The sequence below is a fragment of the Microbacterium sp. 22215 genome (genome assembly GCF_052045655.1).
GTDB lineage: Bacteria > Actinomycetota > Actinomycetes > Actinomycetales > Microbacteriaceae > Microbacterium > Microbacterium phyllosphaerae.
The window spans coordinates 169374-189974 of sequence record NZ_JBQEPC010000002.1 but is presented as its reverse complement, the minus strand read 5'-3'; the positions used below and the strand labels follow the sequence as shown (position 1 = coordinate 189974).

The window sequence follows — 20601 nt, the reverse complement described above, 5'->3', positions numbered from 1 at the left end:
CGGTCAGCCGTGGCTGACCGTCGGGACGTGAGGGTCGCTCTGGTGACGGAGCCAGATCGTCGACAGAGCGGGGATCGTCATGGTCGCCGTGGCGACGCCACGGTCGTCGCGGGGAGCCACGACCACCCCGAGGTTCCCTGATCCGCGCCCACCGTACTCCGACGCGTCCGTGTTGAGGACCTCTTCCCAGACCCCTGAGCTGGGCAGATCGAGACGGTAGCCGCTTCGCTCGACGCCGGCGAAGTTGCTGATGACGACGAGCCGCCCACCGTGGGCGTCGCGACGTTCGAAGGCGATCACGTTCGGATCCCAGGTCGGAGCGCCGAGGCGCGAGAAGCATGACGCGTCGTTGTCGCGTTCCCAGAGCGGTGCCTGCGCACGATAGGTGTGGTTGAGCTGACCGACGAAGCCCTGCAGCTGCGCGTGGGACGGCTGCTCGAGCAGCCACCAGTCCAGTTCGCGGGATTCGGACCACTCGGCGATCTGGCCGAACTCCTGGCCCATGAAGAGCAGTTTCTTGCCCGGATGGCCCCACATGTACGCGAGGTAGGCGCGGACGTTCGCGAGCTTGTGCCAGTGATCACCCGGCATCTTCGTGAGCAGGCTTCCCTTGCCGTGCACGACCTCGTCGTGGCTGATCGGAAGGAGGTAGTTCTCGCCGAACGCGTAGACGAAGGAGAAGGTCATCTCGCCCTCGTGATGGGACCGGTACATGGGGTCACGCTCGATGTACTGGAGAGAGTCGTTCATCCAGCCCATGTTCCATTTGAACCCGAAGCCGAGTCCCGCATGATCGGTCGGCGCGGTGACACCGGGGAAGCTGGTCGACTCCTCCGCGATCATGAGCACACCGGGGTGTACGCGGTAGGCGGTCGCGTTGACCTCCTGCAGGAACCGGATCGCTTCGAGGTTCTCGCGTCCGCCGTGGATGTTGGGCTCCCACTCGCCGTCGTTCCGCGAATAGTCGAGGTACAGCATCGACGCCACCGCATCTACCCGGAGCCCATCGACATGGAACTCGCTGAGCCAGAAGAGGGCGTTCGCCACGAGGAAGCCCCGTACCTCCGGACGCCCGTAGTCGAAGATGAGCGTGCCCCAGTCCTGGTGTTCGCCTCGCCGGGGGTCCGGGTGCTCGTACAGCGGCTGCCCGTCGAACCGAGCGAGCGCGAACGCATCCTTCGGGAAATGCCCGGGGACCCAGTCCATGATGACGCCGATACCGGCCTGGTGCAGGCGGTCGATCAGATAGCGCAGGTCGTCCGGGCTGCCGAATCGGCTGGTCGCCGCGTAGTAGCCGCTCACCTGATAGCCCCACGAGCCTCCGAAGGGATGCTCGGCGAGGGGCATGAACTCGACGTGGGTGAACCCGGCCTCGGTGACGTGAGCGATGAGAGGCTCGGCAGCGTCCCGGTAGCTCAGACCGCCGCGCCACGACCCGAGATGAACCTCGTAGATCGACAGTGGCTGTGCGACCGCGTGCGTCGCTGCTCGGCGGGTCATCCATGCGCCGTCCGACCAGGCGTAGGTCGACTGCGTGACCACCGATGCCGTCTCGGGCGGGACCTGCGCCGCCTGGGCCATCGGGTCGGCCTTGAAGATCCATGCTCCGTCGCGCGTTCTGATCTCGAACTTGTAGGTCGAGCCGATCGCGATGTCGGGGATGAAGAGCTCCCAGATGCCGCTCACGCCCATCGATCGCATCGCGTGGGGTTCGCCGTTCCATCCGTTGTGGTCGCCGACGACGCGCACGGCGGTCGCGTTGGGTGCCCACACCGCGAATGCCACGCCGGTGTCGCCCTCCACCGTCCGCGGGTGGGCGCCGAGCACCTGCCAGAGACGCTCGTGACGACCCTCGGCGATCAGGTGAAGATCGATGTCGCCGAGGGTGGGAAGGTGCCGATAGGGGTCGCCGACGATGTTCTCGTCGTCGTCTCCGTACGCGGTCGCGAGACGATACGGCACAGGAGCGCCGACGTGCTGGGCTTCCCAGATACCGTGCGCGACGTGCTCCAGCGCCAACCGCGAGCCGTCTCCGAACACCGCCGCGACCGAGGCGGCGAGGGGGCGCCGAGCTCGGATCACCGTGACCGTGCGGTCACCCGCGTCGGTGGACGGGTGCGCGCCCAGGACAGCGTGCGGATCGTGATGGGTTCCGGCGGCCACCGCGGCCCACTCGGACGACGTCGTCGCATCTTCCACGTAGCTCATGCTCGCTTCCTCACCTTCAGGATGTGCACCGGTTCGGCGAAGGCGTCGAGGCGCACGTAGTTGTGATCGGTCCAGGCCCAGACGGCGCCGGTGAGGAGATCCTCGACCTCGAAAGGCTCGCCGAGAGGCACGCCCCAGATCGTCGTGTCGAGGTGGACCGTGGTCTCGCGCACGGAATGCGGGTCGACGTTCGCCACGACGAGGATCGTGTCCGCATCCCCGGTGCCGGTGAAGTCGGCGTCGAGATGCTTGCTGTAGACCAGCACCGAGTCGTCGTCGCTCCAGTGGATCGCGAGGTTGCGGAGCTGGCGGAGCGCCGGATGGGTGCGACGTATCTCGTTCAGACGACGCAGAAGCGGGGCCAGAGAGTCGCCTGCGGCTTCGGCTCCCTCCCAGTCGCGGAGCTTGTACTCGTACTTCTCGTTGTCGATGTTCTCTTCCGACCCCGGGCGTGCCACGTTCTCGAAGAGCTCGTAGCCGGCGTAGACGCCGTAGACGGGTGCCGCCGTCGCGGCTATGCAGGCGCGGATGCGGTAGGCGGCACGCCCACCGAACTGAAGGTACTCGGTGAGGATGTCGTGCGTGTTGACGAAGAGGTTCGGCCGCATGTAGTCGCTCGTCTCGTGCGACACGCTGCTGAGGAACTCCTCGAGCTCTGACTTGGTGTTCCGCCAGGTGAAGTAGCTGTAGCTCTGCTGGAAGCCCACGGCGGCGAGCGCGCGCATGACGGCCGGTCGGGTAAAGGCTTCGGCGAGGAAGATGACGTCGGGGTCTTCGGCGTTCACCGTGGCGATCAGCCACTCCCAGAACTGCAGCGGCTTGGTGTGCGGGTTGTCGACACGGAAGATCTTCACGCCTTCGTGCACCCAGTGCTGCACGACCCTCAGCATCTCCCGATAGATGCCCTCGGGGTCGTTGTCGAAGTTCAGCGGATAGATGTCCTGGTACTTCTTCGGCGGGTTCTCGGCATACGCGATCGTGCCGTCAGGCAGTGTGGTGAACCACTCGGGGTGCTCGGTGACCCAGGGGTGGTCGGGCGATGCCTGCAGAGCGAGGTCGAGTGCCACCTCCAGGCCCTCAGCCCGTGCTGCCCGCACGAAGGCGCGGAAGTCGGCGGGCTTGCCGAGGTCGGGGTGGATCGCGTCGTGTCCGCCCTCGGCGGCACCGATCGCGTAGGGGGAGCCGGGGTCGTCGGGCTCGGTGGTCAGCGTGTTGTTGCGGCCCTTGCGGTTCGTGATGCCGATCGGGTGGATGGGCACCAGATAGATCACGTCGAACCCCATCGCCGCGACCGCGGGGAGGCGCTTCGTCGCGGTGCGGAACGTTCCGCTCTTGATCGTGCCGTCCTTCAGTCGCTTCGCCCCCTCGGAGCGGGGGAAGAACTCGTACCAGGCACCGACGCCCGCCGCGGTGCGCTCCACGAGCAGGGTGTGCGCTGCAGACACGGAGCGGAGGGAGGTCAGCGGCCGCTCGAGGAACACTCGAGCGAGGTCGGCATCGGTCGAGAGAGCGATGGTCGTCGCGCCGTCTCCGGCGAGAAGAGCGGCGGAGTCAGCAGTGAGGCGCTTGCGCTGCGCGAGAGGGCGGTCCTTCTCCGAGGCGGCTCGTGCGAGCAGTTCGGCCCCGAGCGCGGCCATCACCGGCACATCCACGCCGGCCGCCACTTTCAGCTCGGCGGCGTGCGCCCAGGTCGCGAAATCGTCGGAGAACGCTTCGAAGCGGAACGTCCATCGCCCCTGCACGTCGATCGCGATCTCGGTGCTCCACCGATCGGTCCCGTCGAGCAGGGGGGAGAGGCGGTGAAGCGACTCCTCGCCGTCGGGAGAGGTCAACCGCAGCTGTACACCGATCATGTCGTGGCCTTCGCGGAAGGCGACCACCGTGAAGGGCACGATCTCGCCGACGAACGCCTTGGGGGCGAACCCGCCGGGGACGGCGGGCGTCGCATTCAGCAGCGGAATGCGAGTGGCTGTGAGCGTCTCACCGTCCGACACGGCGCCCAGCGGACGCAGCGGGATCTGAGCGGGACTCCGGAGAGTCTTGGAACGGGTGCTGCTCGTACGTGCGGCCACCCACCGAATGTACCGCTACCGACGCACGGCGGGTAGCGAGCACACGGTACCGGCGCGCCGCGCGTCACTCGACACGGAAGAGCCTCATGGAGGTGCCGGGGATGGGCAGGATGTCTCCGGGGGCGAACGTCTCCCCGCCCGCGTCGGGGCGCTCGTCTGCGCTGGACCAGAGCGACACGAATCGCGTCGCATCCTCGAGTTCCTCGGGCAGTCGCACATCGATCGGCGACTCCGTGCCGTGCACGATCAGGAGGATGCGGTTCGCTGCCTCACGATCCGGAGTCGAGGCGGCGACGTACTGGAGCGTGCGGTTGCCGGGGTCGGTCCACTGGTCGCTCTCCATCGTCTCGCCGTTCTGGTCGAACCAGTCCATGACTGAGGCATTCGGGATGTGCTCACCCAGGCGTGCGTACTTGCTCGGACGCAACGCGGGGTTCTCGGAGCGGAGCTCGATCAGCCTGCTGACGTGGGCACGCAGATCCTCCTGCCAGGGTTCCGGGTCCCAGCTGAGCCAGGTCATCGCCGAGTCCTGCGCATACGCGTTGTTGTTCCCCCGCTGCGTGCGCCCGACCTCGTCGCCGGCGGTGAGCATGGGGATGCCGGCGGACAGCAGCAGGGTGCCCAGCAGATTGCGCATGGCTTTGCGTCTGGCCGCGAGGATCGCGGGGTCGTCCGTGGGACCCTCGATCCCGTGGTTGAAGGCGCGGTTCATGTCGGCACCGTCGCGGTTGTGCTCGCCGTTGGCCTCGTTGTGCTTGACGTCGTACGAGACGAGGTCGTTGAGGGTGAATCCGTCGTGCGCGGTGACGAAGTTGATGCTCGCGAGCGGTCCGCGCTCATCCGCGAAGGTGTTCGACGAACCGGCGAGGCGGGTGGCGAAGCCTCCGATGCCGACCGGGGCCGAGGCCCTGCGCGCGTAGTCGATGTCGCTCAGCCAGAAGTTGCGTACACGGTCGCGGTATCGGTCGTTCCACTCCAGCCAGCCCTGGGGGAAGTTGCCCGTCTGCCAGCCGCCCATGCCGACGTCCCAGGGCTCGGCGATGAGCTTCGTGTCCTTGAGGATCGGGTCGTTCGCGATGGCCGTGAGCAGCGGGTGCTCGGGCGTGTAGGTGTGCGACGCGTCGCGCGCGATGGCGGCCGCCAGGTCGAACCGGAAGCCGTCGATCTGCATCTCCTGCGCCCAGTAGCGCAGCGAGTCGAGCACGAGGCGGGCACCGGCATCCGTCGAGGTGTCGAGCGTGTTGCCGCATCCGGTGGTGTCGATGTACGCGCCCGAGGCGTCCTGACGGTAGTAGCCCGCGTTGTCGATGCCACGAAGGCTCGAGCGGGGGCCTCCGAGACCCTCCTCCGACGTGTGGTTGTAGACGACGTCGAGGATCACCTCGAGACCTGCCTCGTGCAGCAGGCGCACCATGCCCTTGAACTCGGCGAGCACCGCTTCCGGACCGCCCTTTCGGGCATCCTCGGTCGCATACGCGTTGTGCGGGGTGAAGAAGTTGAGGGTGTTGTAGCCCCAGTAGTTCGTGAGGCCGCGCTCGAGCAGGCGGGGCTCCGGCACGAACGCGTGGACGGGGAGCAGCTCGATCGAGGTGATGCCGAGCTCGTGGAAGTACTCGATCATCGCCGGGTGCGCGAGGCCGGCGTACGTCCCGTGCAGCGCGGGTGGGATGTCGGGCTGACGCTTGGTGAGACCCTTCAGGTGTCCCTCGTAGATCACCGTGCGATCGAGCGGGATACGGGGCTTCGCGGAGTCGCCCCAGTCGAAGCCGTCGACGATCACGACGGATCGCCACTCCTCGTACCCGTCGCCCTGGGCGAGGCCGCGCGCGTACGGGTCGAGCAGGAGCGTCTCGGGATTGAAGGTGTTGCCGGGGCCGTGGGGTCCGCCGACGCGGATCGCATAGCGGGTGCCGGGCTGCAGCAACTCGGTCGTGACCTCCCAGACGCCGCCGGGGAGTCGCTCGAGGCCGACCTGATCGGTCACCCAGTCGAGGTCCGTGGCGTCGAAGACGACGAGTTCGATCGACGACGCGTTCTGCGACCAGACGCGGAGGGTTCCGACGCCGTCGTGAAGGCGAACGCCGAGGTTGTCGAGTGCAGTACCGCCGGGCACGGTGATGTCTCGGATCGCGGGCATGAATACACCATAGGGGGCTGCGCTCGGGTCTCAGGACCGCATGCACTCAGTTCCATGTGCGCTCCCGACCGTGAAAATGGGGGAGAGTTGAGGGATGCAGCACTATCTCGATCACGCCGCCACGACCCCGCTGCGCCCGGAGGCGCGCGAGGCATGGCTGGACGCGAGCGGGGTCGTGGGCAATGCGTCGTCGACGCACGGCGCGGGGCAGGACGCCCGACGTCTGCTCGAGGACTCCCGGGAGCGCGCCGCAGCGGTGCTCGGATGCGATCCCATCGAGGTGGTCTTCACCTCCGGCGGCACGGAGTCGATCAATCTCGCGCTCCAGGGGCTCTGGCACGCGCGCCGAGCGGGTACCGAAGCGATCGTGATGCCGGATGCCGAGCACCACGCGACCATGGACACGGTGGAGGCACTTGTCGCCGAGGGCGCGGTGCTGCGCGCTGTACCGGTATTTCGCACGGCGGCGATCGACGTGGACGCGTTCGCCGCACGGCTTCCCGGCGCGGCACTGGCGACTGCGCTCATCGCCAACAACGAGGCGGGAACGATCAACGACGCCCCGGCGCTGGCGTCGTCGGCCGCTGTCGCCCAGGTGCCGATGCACGTCGATGCGGTGTCGGCGCTCGGTCATGTTCCCCTGTCGTTCCGTGCCCTGAGGGGTGACGCGGCGGATGCCGTGGGGCTGGTCGCGATGAGTGTCGCCGGCCACAAGATCGGTGCCCCTGTCGGCGTCGGCGCCCTCGTCACCTCACGCACCGCGAAGCTCGCCGCGATCCTGCGCGGGGGCGCGCAGCAACGGGGCCTCCGCGCGGGAACCCAGGACGTCGCGGGCGCCGCCGCGTTCGCGGTGGCGCTGGAACTGGCTGAGGTCGAGCGTCAGGCCGAGAGCACCCGGCTGAGTGCGATGCGCGACCGTCTGATCGAGGGCATCCTCGCTCGTGTCCCGACGGCTGAAGTCCTGGGGGACCCCGTCGAGAGGCTTCCGGGGAACGCGCACGTCCTGTTTCCCGGAGCGGTGGGGGAGAGCCTGCTCTTCCTGCTCGACATGGCGGGGATCGCGGCATCGACAGGATCAGCATGCCAGGCGGGCGTGGCGGAGCCTTCGCACGTCGTGATGGCCATGGGACGCAGCGAGCAGGAGGCGCGCAGCGTCCTTCGGTTCTCTCTCGGCCGCACGTCGACGGATGCGGACGTCGATGCCGTCATCGCATCGATCGGTGACGCGTACTCGCGCGCATCCGGCTCCGGCTCAGCCACACGCTCGTAGACTGGGATCATGAGGATTCTTGCGGCCATGAGCGGTGGGGTGGACTCCGCCGTCGCGGCCGCCCGTGCGGTCGACGCCGGTCACGACGTCGTCGGCGTGCACCTCGCGCTGTCCCGCGCGGGGGGAACCCTGCGCACCGGTAGCCGGGGATGCTGCACGATCGAGGATGCGCTCGACGCCCGACGTGCGGCGGATCTGCTCGGCATCCCCTTCTACGTCTGGGATTTCTCCGAGCGCTTCCGCGAAGACGTGATCGCCGATTTCGTCGCGGAGTACCAGGCGGGGCGCACCCCGAATCCCTGCATGCGCTGCAACGAGAAGATCAAGTTCGCCGCCCTCCTCGAGCGTGCGATCGAGCTCGGCTTCGACGCGGTGTGCACAGGGCACTACGCGACGTTGATCCCGACGGATGCGGGCCTCGAGCTGCACCGCGCGGCCGACAACGCCAAGGACCAGTCGTATGTGCTCGGCGTATTGACCGCCGAGCAGCTCGCGCACACGTACTTCCCGCTCGGTACGACACCGTCGAAGGCGGTCGTGCGCGCAGAGGCGGCGGAGCGCGGGTTGACCGTCGCCCAGAAGCCCGACAGCCACGACATCTGCTTCATCCCCGACGGCGACACCCGCGGGTGGCTCGCAGAGAAGGTCGGCACGGCGACCGGCGAGATCCTCGACCGCACGGGTGAGGTCGTGGGGTCGCACGAGGGCGCGCATGCGTTCACCGTGGGTCAGCGTCGCGGCCTCAAGCTCGGAGTCCCGGCTGCCGACGGCAAGCCGCGGTTCGTCCTCGAAGTGCGACCCGTCTCGAACACGGTCGTCGTCGGGCCGAAGGAGGCGCTCGCGATCCGCGAGATCGCCGGCGAGCGGTTCAGCTGGGCGGGAGCCGCGCCGGTCGAATCGGAGTTCGACTGCGAGGTGCAGATCCGCGCTCACGCCGAGCCCGAGGTCGCTCGCGCCTTCGTCACATCCGAGGGCGTGCGCGTCGTGCCCGAGGAGCCGCTCAATGGCGTCGCGCCCGGGCAGACGGCTGTCCTGTACGTCGGCACGCGCGTGCTCGGTCAGTTCACGATCGATCGCACGGTGTCGGCGGTTCCCGTCGACGCGTAGCGTCTGCCTCTGGATGTCGGTGGCCGCTCGTAGACTGGCGGGGTGCCGGAGAACATCTCGCTGGAAGACGCCCGTATCGAAGCCGACGGGCTGATCACTCGCATCCTCGAGGCGAAGGACGCGTACTACGGGCGTGACACCTCCGTCGTCGACGACTTCACCTACGACGGCTGGATGCACCGGCTCGAAGAGCTGGAACGGCTGCACCCGGAGCTGCAGGGCCAGGACTCGCCCACGCAGATGGTGGGCGCGGCCGAGGCGACGGGGCTCGCGACCATCGAGCACGCCGAGCGCATGCTGAGCCTCGACAACGTGTTCTCGATCGACGAACTCCGCGAGTGGGCCGCGAAGACGCGCGCCGCTGCGGGGCGAGACGTCGACTGGCTCACCGAGCTCAAGATCGACGGACTCGCGATCAATCTGCGTTACGAGAACGGACGCCTGACGTCGGCGGCCACGCGAGGAGACGGCCGCGTCGGAGAGATCGTCACCGAGAACGCCCTGCGCCTGCCCGAGATCCCCCTCGAGCTCAGCGGCGGCGGGCATCCTCCGATCGTCGAGGTCCGCGGTGAGGTGTTCATCCCCGTTGCCGCCTTCGAACGGCTGAATGCCGCTCAGGCGGCTTTCCGCGACCGGGCGTATGCCGATGCACTGGCCCGATGGGAGGCTCGGGGTGGTGCGAAGAAGCCGTTCGACGAAGAGAAGGCGCGAACGGCGGCGGCCCGACGGTTCCCCTCGTTCGCCAATCCGCGGAACGCCGCGAGCGGCGGTCTTCGTCAGCAGATCGACAAGAAGGACGGCCTCGAGCTCGAAGCGGGGATGCTGCGCATCGAGTCGCTGGCACTCTACGTGCACGGCATCGGAGCCTGGGAGAACCCGCCCGTGGCTGCGCAGAGCCAGGTGTACGACAGGCTGGCGGAGTGGGGGCTCCCCACGAGCCCGCACACCAAGGTCTGCACGAGCGTCGACGAGGTCGTGTCGTTCGTCGAGCACTTCGGTGAACACCGTCACGACATCGAGCACGAGCTCGACGGGATCGTGGTCAAGGTCGACGAGCTCTCGCTGCACGACGAGCTCGGCGCCACGAGCCGCGCGCCCCGCTGGGCGATCGCCTACAAGTACCCGCCCGAGGAGGTGCAGACGAAGCTCCTCGACATTGTGGTGTCGGTCGGGCGCACCGGGCGCGCGACGCCGTTCGCGGTGATGGCGCCGGCTCAGGTCGCCGGATCCGTCGTCAGGCAGGCGACCCTGCACAACAAGGACGTCGTGAAGGCGAAGGGCGTACTGATCGGCGACACCGTCGTGCTGCGCAAAGCGGGCGACGTGATCCCCGAGGTCCTGGGCCCGGTCGTCGAGAAGCGCGACGGCACCGAACGGGAGTTCGTGATGCCGGTCGAATGTCCCGAGTGCGGCACACCGCTGCGTGCGATGAAGGAGGGCGACATCGATCTGCGCTGCCCGAACGCACGGTCATGCCCTGCCCAGGTGCGCGGGCGCGTCGAGCACATCGGATCCCGCGGCGCCCTCGATGTCGAGGCGCTGGGCGAGGTCACCGCAGCCGCACTGACGCAGCCGACGTCCCCGGAGATCCCCCCTCTCGAGACCGAAGCCGGTCTGTTCGCGCTGACCCTCGACGAGCTCGTGCCCATCGAACTCTTCGTGCGCGATGCCGAGACGGGTCTGCCCAAGGAAGACGACGACGGCCTCTCGAAGACCCGCGCGCCGTTCCGGCGCAATCCCACGGCGGCGGAGAAGAAGTCCGGGCTCGAAGGACCCCAGCCGTCGTCTCAGGCGCTCACGCTTCTGGCCGAGCTCGAGAAGGCCAAGACGAAGGACCTCTGGCGTCTTCTCGTCTCGTTGAACATCCGCCACGTCGGGCCTGTGGCCGCTCGCGCACTCGCGCAGTGGTTCGGTTCTCTCGACGCCATCCGCGCCGCCTCTCGAGACGAGCTCGCTGCCGTCGAGGGGGTGGGCGGCATCATCGCCGACTCTCTGCTCGCGTGGTTCGACGTCGACTGGCACCAGGAGATCGTGCGGCAGTGGACCGAGGCCGGCGTGCAGTGGGCGACCCCGGGCCACCCCGGACCGGGCGCCGCGGTCGTCGAAGGCGGTGTGCTCGACGGGCTCACCATCGTCGCGACGGGCTCGCTCGACGGCTACACCCGTGACGGCGCTCAGGAGGCCATCATCAAGGCCGGCGGCAAAGCGGCATCGAGCGTCTCGAAGAAGACCGACTTCGTCGCCGCGGGGCCGGGTGCGGGCTCGAAGCTCGGCAAGGCGGAGGAACTCGGCATCCGGATTCTCGACGCCGCACAGTTCCATGTCCTCGTCACCGAAGGTCCGGACGCGCTCGGATGATGCGTGAACGGTCGCGATGATCATTCCCGGGGCGCTGCCGAGTGACGGCCGGAGCCACGCTCGTGCTCATCTGACTCGGGAACCGCTGACTCGGGAACCGCTTCTCGAGGTCGTGGAGCAGCTCACTCGCGAGTGAGTCGGGCACAGAACGGATCGGTCTCTCCACCTGACGCGCGCCAGCCCCCGGATGTCCCGAGAGCCGGCGCGCTCGATGTGCACGTTCGTGCCTGTCAGTCCTTGTGCCGGGGCTTGCGGTACGGCTTTTCGCCTCGCTCGTCATTGCGAGCCGGGCGCTCGTCCCGGTCGTATCGCGGGCGGTCGTCGCGGCGGTCGAACCCACCACGAGCGCCGTCACGAGGACCGTCGTTGCGACGGGCTCCCGGTCCGCGGTCGGGCTTGATCTCGATCAGACGACCCGAGATCCGGGTGTCCTTGAGCTTGTCGAGCACCGAAGAGTCGAGGTTCGCGGGAAGTTCGACGACCGTGAAGTCCGGGCGGATGTTGATGGCGCCGAAGTCGTCGCGACCGAGACCACCCTCGTTCGCGAGGGCGCCGACGATCTGACGGGGCTCCACGCGGTGACGGCGTCCGACCTCGATACGGTACGGCTTGTAGTCGCCGCGCCCGCGACGCTCGCGGGGCTCACGGGTCTCACGCCGGTCGCGGGTGTTGTTCTCCCGCGGCGGGCGGTTGTCGTACTCGACGGCCTTCGACAGCGGGTCATCGGCCGGGTCGAGCAGCAGAGGAGTGTCGCCCTGCGCGACGACCGCGAGAGCGGCAGCCACATCGGCCTCCGGCACATCGTGATTGCGCACGTAGTGGTCGATGACGTCGCGGAACTTCTCGATCCGTGCGGCATCGCCGAGAGCCGCCGTGATCGCGTCGTCGAACCTGGTGAGACGTGTGGTGTTCACGTCGTCCAGAGTCGGGAGCTGCATCTGCGTGGGCTGCTGACGCGTCGCCTTCTCGATGGACTTCAGCAGGTAGCGCTCACGCGGAGTGATGAAGCTGATCGCGTCACCGGTGCGACCGGCACGACCCGTGCGACCGATGCGGTGCACGTAGGACTCGGTGTCGGTCGGGATGTCGAAGTTGACGACGTGGCTGATGCGCTCGACGTCGAGACCACGGGCCGCGACGTCGGTTGCCACGAGGATGTCGAGCTTGCTCGCCTTCAGCTGGTTGACGCTGCGCTCTCGCTGCACCTGGGGAACGTCGCCGTTGATCGCGGCAGCGGAGTATCCGCGAGCGCGGAGCTTCTCGGCCAGCGTCTCGGTCTCGTTCTTCGTGCGGACGAACACGATCATGCCGTCGAAGTTCTCGACCTCGAGGATGCGGGTGAGCGCGTCGACCTTCTGCGCGTACGACACCACGAGATAGCGCTGCGTGATGTTCGTGCCGGTCGCGGTCTTCGACTTGATGCTGATCTCTTCGGGCTCGCGAAGGTACTTCTGGGCCAGGCGACGGATCTGCGGAGGCATGGTCGCCGAGAACAGGGCGACCTGCTTCTCCTCGGGCGTCTGCGCGAGGATCTGCTCGACGTCCTCCGCGAAGCCCATCTTCAGCATCTCGTCGGCCTCGTCGAGCACCAGGTACTGCAGCTGCGACAGGTCGAGCGTGCCCTTGGCGAGGTGGTCCATGATGCGACCGGGGGTTCCGACGATCACGTGCACGCCTCGGCGGAGTGCGGACAGCTGCACGCCGTACCCCTGTCCGCCGTAGACGGGGAGGACGTGGACGCCCTTCATCTTGGACGCGTACGACTCGAAAGCCTCGCAGACCTGGAGCGCGAGCTCGCGGGTCGGTGCGAGCACGAGGGCCTGCGGGGTCTTCTGCGAAACGTCGAGGCGCTCGAGCACGGGGAGCGCGAAGGCCGCGGTCTTTCCCGTTCCGGTCTGCGCCATGCCGACGACATCGCGACCCGAGAGGAGCGTCGGGATCGTGGCGGCTTGGATGGGGGAGGGGGTCTCGTAGCCGAGGTCCTTGATGGCCTTGAGGACGGGGCCGGTGATGCCGAGCTCCTCGAATCCAGGGGTCTCGGGGGCGTCGGTGGGCACAGCGTCTTCAGGAGTCACTGACCAAGGGTAGCGCTTCGCGGGATTCCGCGCCTGTGAGGGCGCCCTCAGGAGCCGGATGTGAGGGCGAGGAGCCTCTCCTTGACCTGACGGCGCAGCACCTTGCCGATCAGCGACTTGGGCAGCTCATCGACGATGAAGATACGGCGGGGCACCTTGTACGGGGTGAGGATGCTGCGCGCGTACTCGCGGATCGCCTCGACATCGACATCGACATCCGCATCGCCGTCGACGACGATCGCCGCGACGACCTCCTCGCCGGAGTGATCGCTCGGAAGCCCGACGACGGCGGCATCGACGACCTGCGGATGCTGGCGCAAGGCGTTCTCGACCTCGGTCGGAGCGACGTTGAAGCCGCCGGTGATGATGAGCTCCTTGATGCGGTCGACAATGCGGATGAAACCCGCGTCGTCGACCGTGACGATGTCGCCCGTGCGGAACCACCCGTCGACGAAGACGGCCTCGGTCTCCTCCGGCTTGCCGTAGTACCCGGAGAACACCTGGGGTCCGCGTACGAGGAGCTCGCCAGCGGATCCTGCAGGCACATCGACGGTCGGGTTCTCCGGATCGACGACGCGGCATTCCGTGCCGGGCAGCGGGAGTCCGACGGTTCCGGGCACGCGGTTGTCGGCCACCGGGTTCGCCATCAGCACGGGTGAGCATTCGCTGAGCCCGTAGCCCTCGACGAGGAACCCGTTGGTCGCGGCCTCGAAGGGCACCACGAGCTCGTGGGGCAGCGCCATCGCGCCCGAGATCGCCACCTCGATGCCGTCGAGCGACACGCCCTTGGCATTCGCTGCCGCCAGCAGCCGGTCGGCGATCGGAGGCACCAGCGGCAGGAAGGTCGCCGGGTGCTTCTTCATCACGTCGAGCACGAGATCGGGGTCGAACTTCGGGAAGAGCACGAGTCGTGCACCCATGGACATCGCGAAGGTCAGGCAGAGCGTCAGACCGTATGCGTGGAACATCGGCAGCACCGCGTAGACGACGCATCCCTTGCCGCGCTGGATCGACGGAACCCACGCCTGCGACTGCGCGGCGTTCGCCAGCAGGTTGCGGTGTGTCAGAGCTGCGCCCTTCGGCGTGCCCGTGGTGCCGGAGGTGTACTGGATGATGGCGAGGTCGTCGGTGGCCGGCTTCGGGTGCGAGGCGGGGAGGGGAGGGGACTGAACCAGCGAATCCCAGGTCACGGTTCCCCGCACCTTCTCTGTGAGAGCCGCACGCGACTCCCGCGCCTTGGCGACCGGAAGCCGCAGCGCGACTCGCGTCAGGAGCGGCATCGCGCGGGTGACATCCACCGAGATCAGGTTCGTCACCGAGAGGTCGGTCGGGAACTCCTGCACCGTGGCGACGACCTTGTTCCAGACGATCGCATGCTTCGCGCCATGATCCTCGAACTGCTTGCGCAGCTCGCGCGGCGTGTACAGCGGGTTGTGTTCGACCACGACGGCGCCCAGCCGCAGCACCGCGTAGAACGCCACGATGTGCTGCGGGCAGTTGGGAAGCACGATCGCGACCGGGTCGCCCGCCCGCACGCCGAGGTCGCGGAGGCCGGAGGCTGCGCGGTCGATCGCCTCCTGCAGCTCCGAGTACGTCGTCTCGCGGCCGAAGAACTGCAGGGCAGGGGCATCCGGGTAGTCGCGAGCGGATGCCGCGACGATGTCGATCAGGGACCCGGACACGGGGGAGAGGTCTTCCGGGACGCCGTCGGCGTAGCTGGCGACCCACGGACGAGGAGGCTGGTACGAGCTCACCCGCCCAGCATAGGGCGGGCATCGTCCGGCTGCAGGGACTCGAGGGGCACGGCAAGTAGACTCGGGGTGTGTCTGAAATCACCCCTGATCTTGTGCGCCATCTCGGCGTGCTCGCGCGCATCCAGCTCAACGACGACGAGGTGACGAGGCTCACGAGCCAGCTCGACGCCATCGTCGACAACATCGCGAAGGTGTCGGAGGTCGCGAGCCCCGACGTCGCCGCGACGAGTCATCCGATTCCGCTGAGCAACGTCTACCGCCCCGACGTGGTGGGAGAGACCCTCACGCATGAGCAGGTGCTCCAGAATGCGCCGGACCAGGCCGACGGCCGGTTCCGCGTCACCGCGATCCTGGGAGAAGAGCAGTGAGCGACATCATCCGCATGACCGCGGCGGAGCTTGCGGACAAGCTCGCCACCCGCGAGATCTCGAGCGTCGAGGCGACTCGCGCTCATCTCGACCGGATCGCCGCCGTCGACGGCGACGTCCATGCCTTCCTCCACGTCAACGAGGGCGCGCTTGATGCCGCCGCGGCTGTCGACGCCCGGCGTGCGGCCGGCGAGCAGCTCGGACCGATCGCCGGTGTGCCGCTGGCGATCAAGGACGTGCTCGTCACGACCGACCAGCCGACCACGAGCGGTTCGCGCATCCTCGAGGGCTACCGCTCGCCGTACGACGCCACCGTCGTCGCCCGCTCCCGTGTCGCCGGCCTGATCCCGCTCGGCAAGACCAACATGGACGAGTTCGCGATGGGGTCCTCCACCGAGCACTCCGCATACGGCCCGACCCGCAACCCGTGGGACCTCGACCGCATCCCCGGTGGTTCGGGCGGTGGATCCGCTGCCGCGGTGGCCGCGTTCGAGGCACCCCTGGCGCTCGGCTCCGACACGGGTGGCTCGATCCGTCAGCCGGCGCACGTGACCGGCACGGTGGGCGTGAAGCCGACCTACGGCGGTGTGAGCCGGTACGGCGCGATCGCGCTGGCCTCGAGCCTCGACCAGGTCGGTCCGGTGACGCGCACGGTGCTCGACGCCGGTCTGCTGCACGACGCCATCGGCGGCCACGACCCGAAGGACTCCACGTCGCTGCGCGACGAGTGGCCCTCGTTCGCGGATGCCGCCCGTGAGGGCGCCCGTGGCGACGTGCTCAAGGGGCTCAGGGTCGGTGTGATTCGCGAGCTCCCGGACAGTGGCTTCCAGCCCGGCGTCGCCGATTCCTTCCGCAGCGCTCTCGCGCTGATGGAGGCACAGGGCGCGGAGATCGTCGAGATCGGGGCTCCGCACTTCGAATACGGAGTGGCCGCGTACTATCTGATCCTCCCCGCCGAGGCATCCAGCAACCTGGCGAAGTTCGACTCGGTGCGCTTCGGCCTCCGTGTCACACCGGACGGCAACCCGACGGTCGAGGACGTCATGTCGGCGACTCGTGACGCCGGCTTCGGTGACGAGGTCAAGCGCCGCATCATCCTCGGCACCTACGCCCTGTCGGCCGGGTACTACGACGCCTACTACGGCAGCGCGCAGAAGGTCCGCACGCTCATCCAGCAGGACTTCGCGAACGCCTTCGCCGAGGTCGATGTCATCGCGACGCCCTCTGCCCCGACCACGGCGTTCAAGCTCGGCGAGAAGATCGACGACCCGCTGCAGATGTACCTCAACGACATCACGACGATCCCGGTGAACCTCGCCGGCGTTCCCGGCATCTCGATCCCCAGCGGACTGGCCGCCGAAGACGGCCTGCCCGTCGGCATCCAGTTCATCGCCCCGGCACGTGAGGATGCGCGTCTGTACAAGGTCGGCGCCGCTGTCGAGACTCTGCTGGTCGATTCGTGGGGAGCTCCGCTCCTCACCCGTGCACCCCAGCTCGCAGGAGGGACCCGCTGATGGCCACCGCCAAGCTCATGGACTTCGACAAGGCCCTCGAGATGTTCGAGCCCGTTCTCGGGTTCGAGGTGCACGTCGAGCTCAACACGAACACGAAGATGTTCTCGGACGCGCCGAACCCGGCCAACGAGCTGTATCACGCGGCCGAACCGAACACGCTGATCGCGCCCGTCGACCTCGGTCTTCCGGGCTCGCTCCCCGTCGTCAACGAGACGGCGATCAGGTCGTCGATCAGCCTGGGGCTCGCGCTCGGTTGCTCGATCGCGCCGTCGAGCCGGTTCGCGCGGAAGAACTACTTCTACCCCGATCTCGGCAAGAACTACCAGATCTCGCAGTTCGACGAGCCGATCGCCTTCGAAGGTTCCGTCGAGGTCGAGCTCGAAGACGGCACGATCGTGCAGATCCCGATCGAGCGCGCGCACATGGAGGAGGACGCGGGCAAGCTCACCCACATGGGCGGCGCGACCGGTCGCATCCAGGGCGCGGAATACTCGCTCGTCGACTACAACCGCGCGGGGGTGCCGCTCGTCGAGATCGTCACCAAGACGATCTTCGGCACCGAGCATCGTGCCCCCGAGGTCGCCAAGGCGTACGTCGCGACGATCCGAGACATCGTGCGCAGCCTCGGGATCTCCGAGGCTCGCCTGGAGCGCGGAAACCTGCGTTGCGACGCCAACGTGTCGCTGCGTCCCCGTGGTCAGGAGAAGCTCGGTACCCGCACTGAGACGAAGAACGTCAACTCGATGCGGTCGGTCGAGCGAGCAGTCCGGTACGAGATCCAGCGTCAGGCACAGATCCTCGCCGACGGCGGGACGATCACCCAGGAGACGCGGCACTGGCATGAGGACACCGGAACGACCTCGCCGGGTCGCCCGAAGTCGGACGCCGATGACTACCGCTACTTCCCCGAGCCCGATCTGGTTCCGGTCGAGCCGGCCCCCGAGCTGATCGAGGCGCTGCGGGCCGAGCTCCCGGAGCAGCCGGTCGCCCGCCGACGTCGTCTGATGGCCGAGTGGGGCTTCACCGACCTCGAGTTCCAGGACGTACGCAACGGCGGTCTCCTCGACGTCGTCGTCGCGACCATCGAGGCGGGCGCCACTCCTGCCACCGCGCGCAAGTGGTGGACGGGTGAGATCACCCGCCTCGCCAACGCGCAGGAGAAGGACGCGACCGAGCTCGTATCGCCCGAGAACGTCGCCGCCCTGCAGAAGCTCGTGGATGCCGGAACCCTCACCGACAAGCTGGCTCGTCAGGTGCTCGAGGGCGTCATCGCGGGCGAAGGCACGCCGCAGGAAGTCGTCGACAGCCGCGGACTCGCGGTCGTCTCGGACGACGGCGCGCTGATCGCCGCGATCGATGAGGCGCTGGCCGCACAGCCCGACGTGCTCGCGAAGATCAAGGACGGCAAGGTCCAGGCGGCCGGCGCCGTCATCGGTGCCGTGATGAAGGCGATGAAGGGCCAGGCGGATGCCGCCAGGGTCCGCGAACTCGTCCTCGAGCGCGCTGCGCAGTGACCGCTTCCCCCGGGCCTCGTGTCTGAGGTCCGGGGGAGAATGGTCTCATGGGACACGGTGACGGCAGAGGGCGCATCGTGTCGTCTGCCGACGCCGACGATACCGGTACGAGCATCCTGCACGTCGACATGGACGCGTTCTATGCGGCGGTCGAGGTACTCGACGATCCGAGTCTTCGCGGGCTCCCGCTGATCATCGGCGCGCCCGACGGCCGGTCCGTCGTGTCGAGTGCCTCCTACGAGGCTCGTCGGTACGGAGTCCGCGCCGCGATGCCGGTGTCGCAGGCGCTTCGGCTGTGTCCGTCGGCGAGGATCGTGCCGCCTCATTTCCACCGCTACCAGGCGGTGTCACGCCAGGTGATGGCGATCTTCGAATCGATCACTCCGTTGGTCGAGCCTCTCTCGGTCGACGAGGCGTTCCTCGACGTGCGCGGTGTCCGGCGGCTGTGGGGGAGTCCCGCGCAGATCGCCAGGCTCGTGCGTGAGCGGGTGAGCGACGAGGTCGGCATCACCTGCAGTGTCGGCGTCGCGGCCACCAAACACGTCGCGAAGATGGCGTCGACGATCTCCAAACCCGACGGCTTGCTCGTCGTCGCCGCATCCGAGACGCAGGACTTCCTCGATCCTCGACCGGTGCGGGCGATGTGGGGTGTGGGCCCGAAGGCCGCCGAGGCACTGGAGGGGCGCGGCATCCGCACCGTCCGCGACATTCGGACGTCGTCGATCGAGATGCTCGACCGAGCGGTCGGTCCGGCGCTGAGCGCTCGGCTCGTGCAGCTGTCACGGGGCGAGGACGCGCGCGCGGTCGAGACCGAGCGCATCGAGAAGAGCATCGGTCATGAAGAGACCTTCGACACCGATGTCACCGACCGCACGTACCTGCGTGCCGAGCTGCTCAGACTGGCTGATCGCGTCGCCGCACGTCTGCGCAAGGCCGGCTGGGAGACGTCGACGGTCGCGATCAAGATCAGGTTCGACGACTTCCGCACCCTGAGTCGGTCGCAGACCCTCGCCGAGCCCACGGCGGTTGGCCGACGGATCGGCGAGGCGGCACAGGCGCTGTTCGAGCAGATCGACCGTCGCGATCCTGTACGACTCGTCGGTGTACGTGCCGAGAAACTGCGACCGGCAGGCGGCGGCGGTATCGGGCTGTGGGACGACGATGAGGATTGGCGACGGGTCGAGGGCGCTGTGGACGATGCGGTCGCGCGTTTCGGTTCGGCGATGATCGGTCGCGCCAGACACATCGGCCGCGGCGAAGGGCGAGGCGCGGCCCAGCACCCGAAGGCGCACGGGCTGGATTGACCCTTCCGTGGCTCGATTCCTGGGCTAGCGTGGAGCCATGCCCAACATTGCACTGGAACTCGGAAAGCAGGCCGCCTCGTTCGGCGTCAAGACCGCGTACGGAGAGCCGCAGGACGTCGACGGCGTGAGCATCACCCCGGTCGCCTTCACATACTCGGGATTCGGCGGTGGAAGCGGTGACGGTGCCGAAGGCGGTGGCGGTGGCGGAGTCTCGGTGCCGGTCGGCGTCTACGTGCGTCGCGAAGAGGGGCTTCGGTTCGAGCCCAACATCGTGACCCTGCTGGTCGTCGCTGTGCCGTTCGTCTGGGTCGCCGGACGAGCACTCTCTCGCATCATCCGTGCCCTCAAGAAGTGACGATCCCGTCGCGGCGGCGCTCGAGCACGCCGCGACGCTGATCGTCGACGACATCCACGCCCTTTCCGCGGCGAACCCCGTCGTCATCCTCGACGGCCGCAGCGGAGCCGGCAAGACCACCCTCGCACGCATGCTGGTCGAGCGCTGGCCGATCGTCGGCAGGGTGCAGATGGTCGCCCTCGACTCGATCTATCCCGGCTGGGACGGCCTCGAGGCCGGTGTCGAGCACGCGCTCGACGGCATCCTCCGTCCGCACGGCCGCGGCTACCTCGGGGAATGGCGCCGCTGGGATTGGGAACGCCATGCCGAAGCAGAAAGTCACGCCGTGGACCCATCGCTCGGGGTGCTGATCGAAGGAAGTGGGATCCTGACCCCGAAGACCGCCGCGATCGCCGATGTGCGCGTCTGGTTGGAGTCCGGCGAGGCCGGTCGCAAGGCGCGAGCGCTGAACCGAGACGGTGAGACCTATCGGCCGCATTGGGAACGCTGGGCGGAGCAGGAACGCGCCCATATCGCGAGAGATGATCCTCGCGCGCTCGCGACCCGAGTGATCGAGATCCCCTGA

14 protein-coding genes are annotated in these 20601 nt (G+C 68.1%); 9 read left to right on the top strand and 5 right to left on the bottom strand.

What is annotated here, in order from left to right:
• Positions 1-3: 3 nt before the first annotated feature.
• From glgB to glgX, 3 genes are all read right to left on the bottom strand, one after another.
• On the bottom strand, positions 4-2208 hold the full coding sequence (gene glgB / locus ACTJKH_RS04145; RefSeq protein ID WP_440735867.1) for a 1,4-alpha-glucan branching protein GlgB: 2205 nt from the start codon (positions 2206-2208) through the stop codon (positions 4-6).
• The gene (locus ACTJKH_RS04140; protein WP_440735866.1) at positions 2205-4280 is read right to left on the bottom strand and encodes an alpha-1,4-glucan--maltose-1-phosphate maltosyltransferase; all 2076 of its coding nucleotides are present in this window, start codon (positions 4278-4280) and stop codon (positions 2205-2207) included. The genes glgB and ACTJKH_RS04140 overlap by 4 nt, the downstream gene beginning before the upstream one ends.
• Before the next feature lie 64 nt (positions 4281-4344).
• The gene (gene glgX, locus ACTJKH_RS04135; RefSeq protein WP_440735865.1) at positions 4345-6417 is read right to left on the bottom strand and encodes a glycogen debranching protein GlgX; all 2073 of its coding nucleotides are present in this window, start codon (positions 6415-6417) and stop codon (positions 4345-4347) included.
• A 94-nt stretch (positions 6418-6511) separates the two neighbouring features.
• On the opposite strand from glgX, the gene ACTJKH_RS04130 reads away from it, so the two are divergent.
• The 3 genes from ACTJKH_RS04130 to ligA are packed head-to-tail and all read left to right on the top strand — an operon-like array spanning position 6512 to position 11152.
• Entirely contained in the window at positions 6512-7687 is a 1176-nt protein-coding gene (locus ACTJKH_RS04130; RefSeq protein ID WP_440735864.1) for a cysteine desulfurase family protein, read from the top strand.
• A 9-nt stretch (positions 7688-7696) separates the two neighbouring features.
• Entirely contained in the window at positions 7697-8794 is a 1098-nt protein-coding gene (gene mnmA / locus ACTJKH_RS04125) for a tRNA 2-thiouridine(34) synthase MnmA (protein ID WP_440735863.1), read from the top strand.
• A gap of 42 nt (positions 8795-8836) precedes the next feature.
• Positions 8837-11152, top strand: coding sequence for an NAD-dependent DNA ligase LigA (gene ligA / locus ACTJKH_RS04120; protein WP_440735862.1), 2316 nt, complete (start codon positions 8837-8839; stop codon positions 11150-11152).
• 230 nt (positions 11153-11382) lie between these two features.
• On the opposite strand, the gene ACTJKH_RS04115 is transcribed toward ligA, so the two are convergent.
• Together ACTJKH_RS04115 and ACTJKH_RS04110 are read right to left on the bottom strand one after the other, a co-directional pair.
• Positions 11383-13227, bottom strand: a complete 1845-nt coding sequence (locus ACTJKH_RS04115) for a DEAD/DEAH box helicase (protein ID WP_440735861.1) — start codon at positions 13225-13227, stop codon at positions 11383-11385.
• Positions 13228-13274: 47 nt separating this feature from the next.
• Positions 13275-14981, bottom strand: coding sequence for a long-chain-fatty-acid--CoA ligase (locus ACTJKH_RS04110; RefSeq protein ID WP_440735860.1), 1707 nt, complete (start codon positions 14979-14981; stop codon positions 13275-13277).
• Positions 14982-15049: 68 nt separating this feature from the next.
• Here ACTJKH_RS04110 and gatC point away from each other — a divergent pair, with 68 nt between their 5' ends.
• From gatC to ACTJKH_RS04080, 6 genes are read left to right on the top strand one after another with little or no spacing between them, the layout of a single operon-like run.
• Positions 15050-15349, top strand: coding sequence for an Asp-tRNA(Asn)/Glu-tRNA(Gln) amidotransferase subunit GatC (gene gatC / locus ACTJKH_RS04105; protein WP_440735859.1), 300 nt, complete (start codon positions 15050-15052; stop codon positions 15347-15349).
• Positions 15346-16863 carry an Asp-tRNA(Asn)/Glu-tRNA(Gln) amidotransferase subunit GatA gene (gene gatA / locus ACTJKH_RS04100; protein WP_440735858.1) on the top strand — a complete coding sequence of 506 codons (1518 nt, stop codon included), beginning with the start codon at positions 15346-15348 and terminating at the stop codon, positions 16861-16863. The genes gatC and gatA overlap by 4 nt, the downstream gene beginning before the upstream one ends.
• Positions 16863-18377, top strand: coding sequence for an Asp-tRNA(Asn)/Glu-tRNA(Gln) amidotransferase subunit GatB (gene gatB, locus ACTJKH_RS04095; RefSeq protein ID WP_440735857.1), 1515 nt, complete (start codon positions 16863-16865; stop codon positions 18375-18377). Before gatA ends, gatB begins: the two co-directional genes overlap by 1 nt.
• Positions 18378-18424: 47 nt before the next feature.
• A complete protein-coding gene (gene dinB / locus ACTJKH_RS04090; RefSeq protein WP_440735856.1) occupies positions 18425-19681 on the top strand; it encodes a DNA polymerase IV in 1257 nt (418 codons plus the stop codon).
• Between the two features lie 37 nt (positions 19682-19718).
• Positions 19719-20036 (top strand): hypothetical protein, encoded by a 318-nt coding sequence (locus ACTJKH_RS04085; protein ID WP_144877562.1) that lies wholly within the window; start codon positions 19719-19721, stop codon positions 20034-20036.
• Positions 20020-20601, top strand: a complete 582-nt coding sequence (locus ACTJKH_RS04080) for a hypothetical protein (RefSeq protein WP_440735855.1) — start codon at positions 20020-20022, stop codon at positions 20599-20601. The genes ACTJKH_RS04085 and ACTJKH_RS04080 overlap by 17 nt, the downstream gene beginning before the upstream one ends.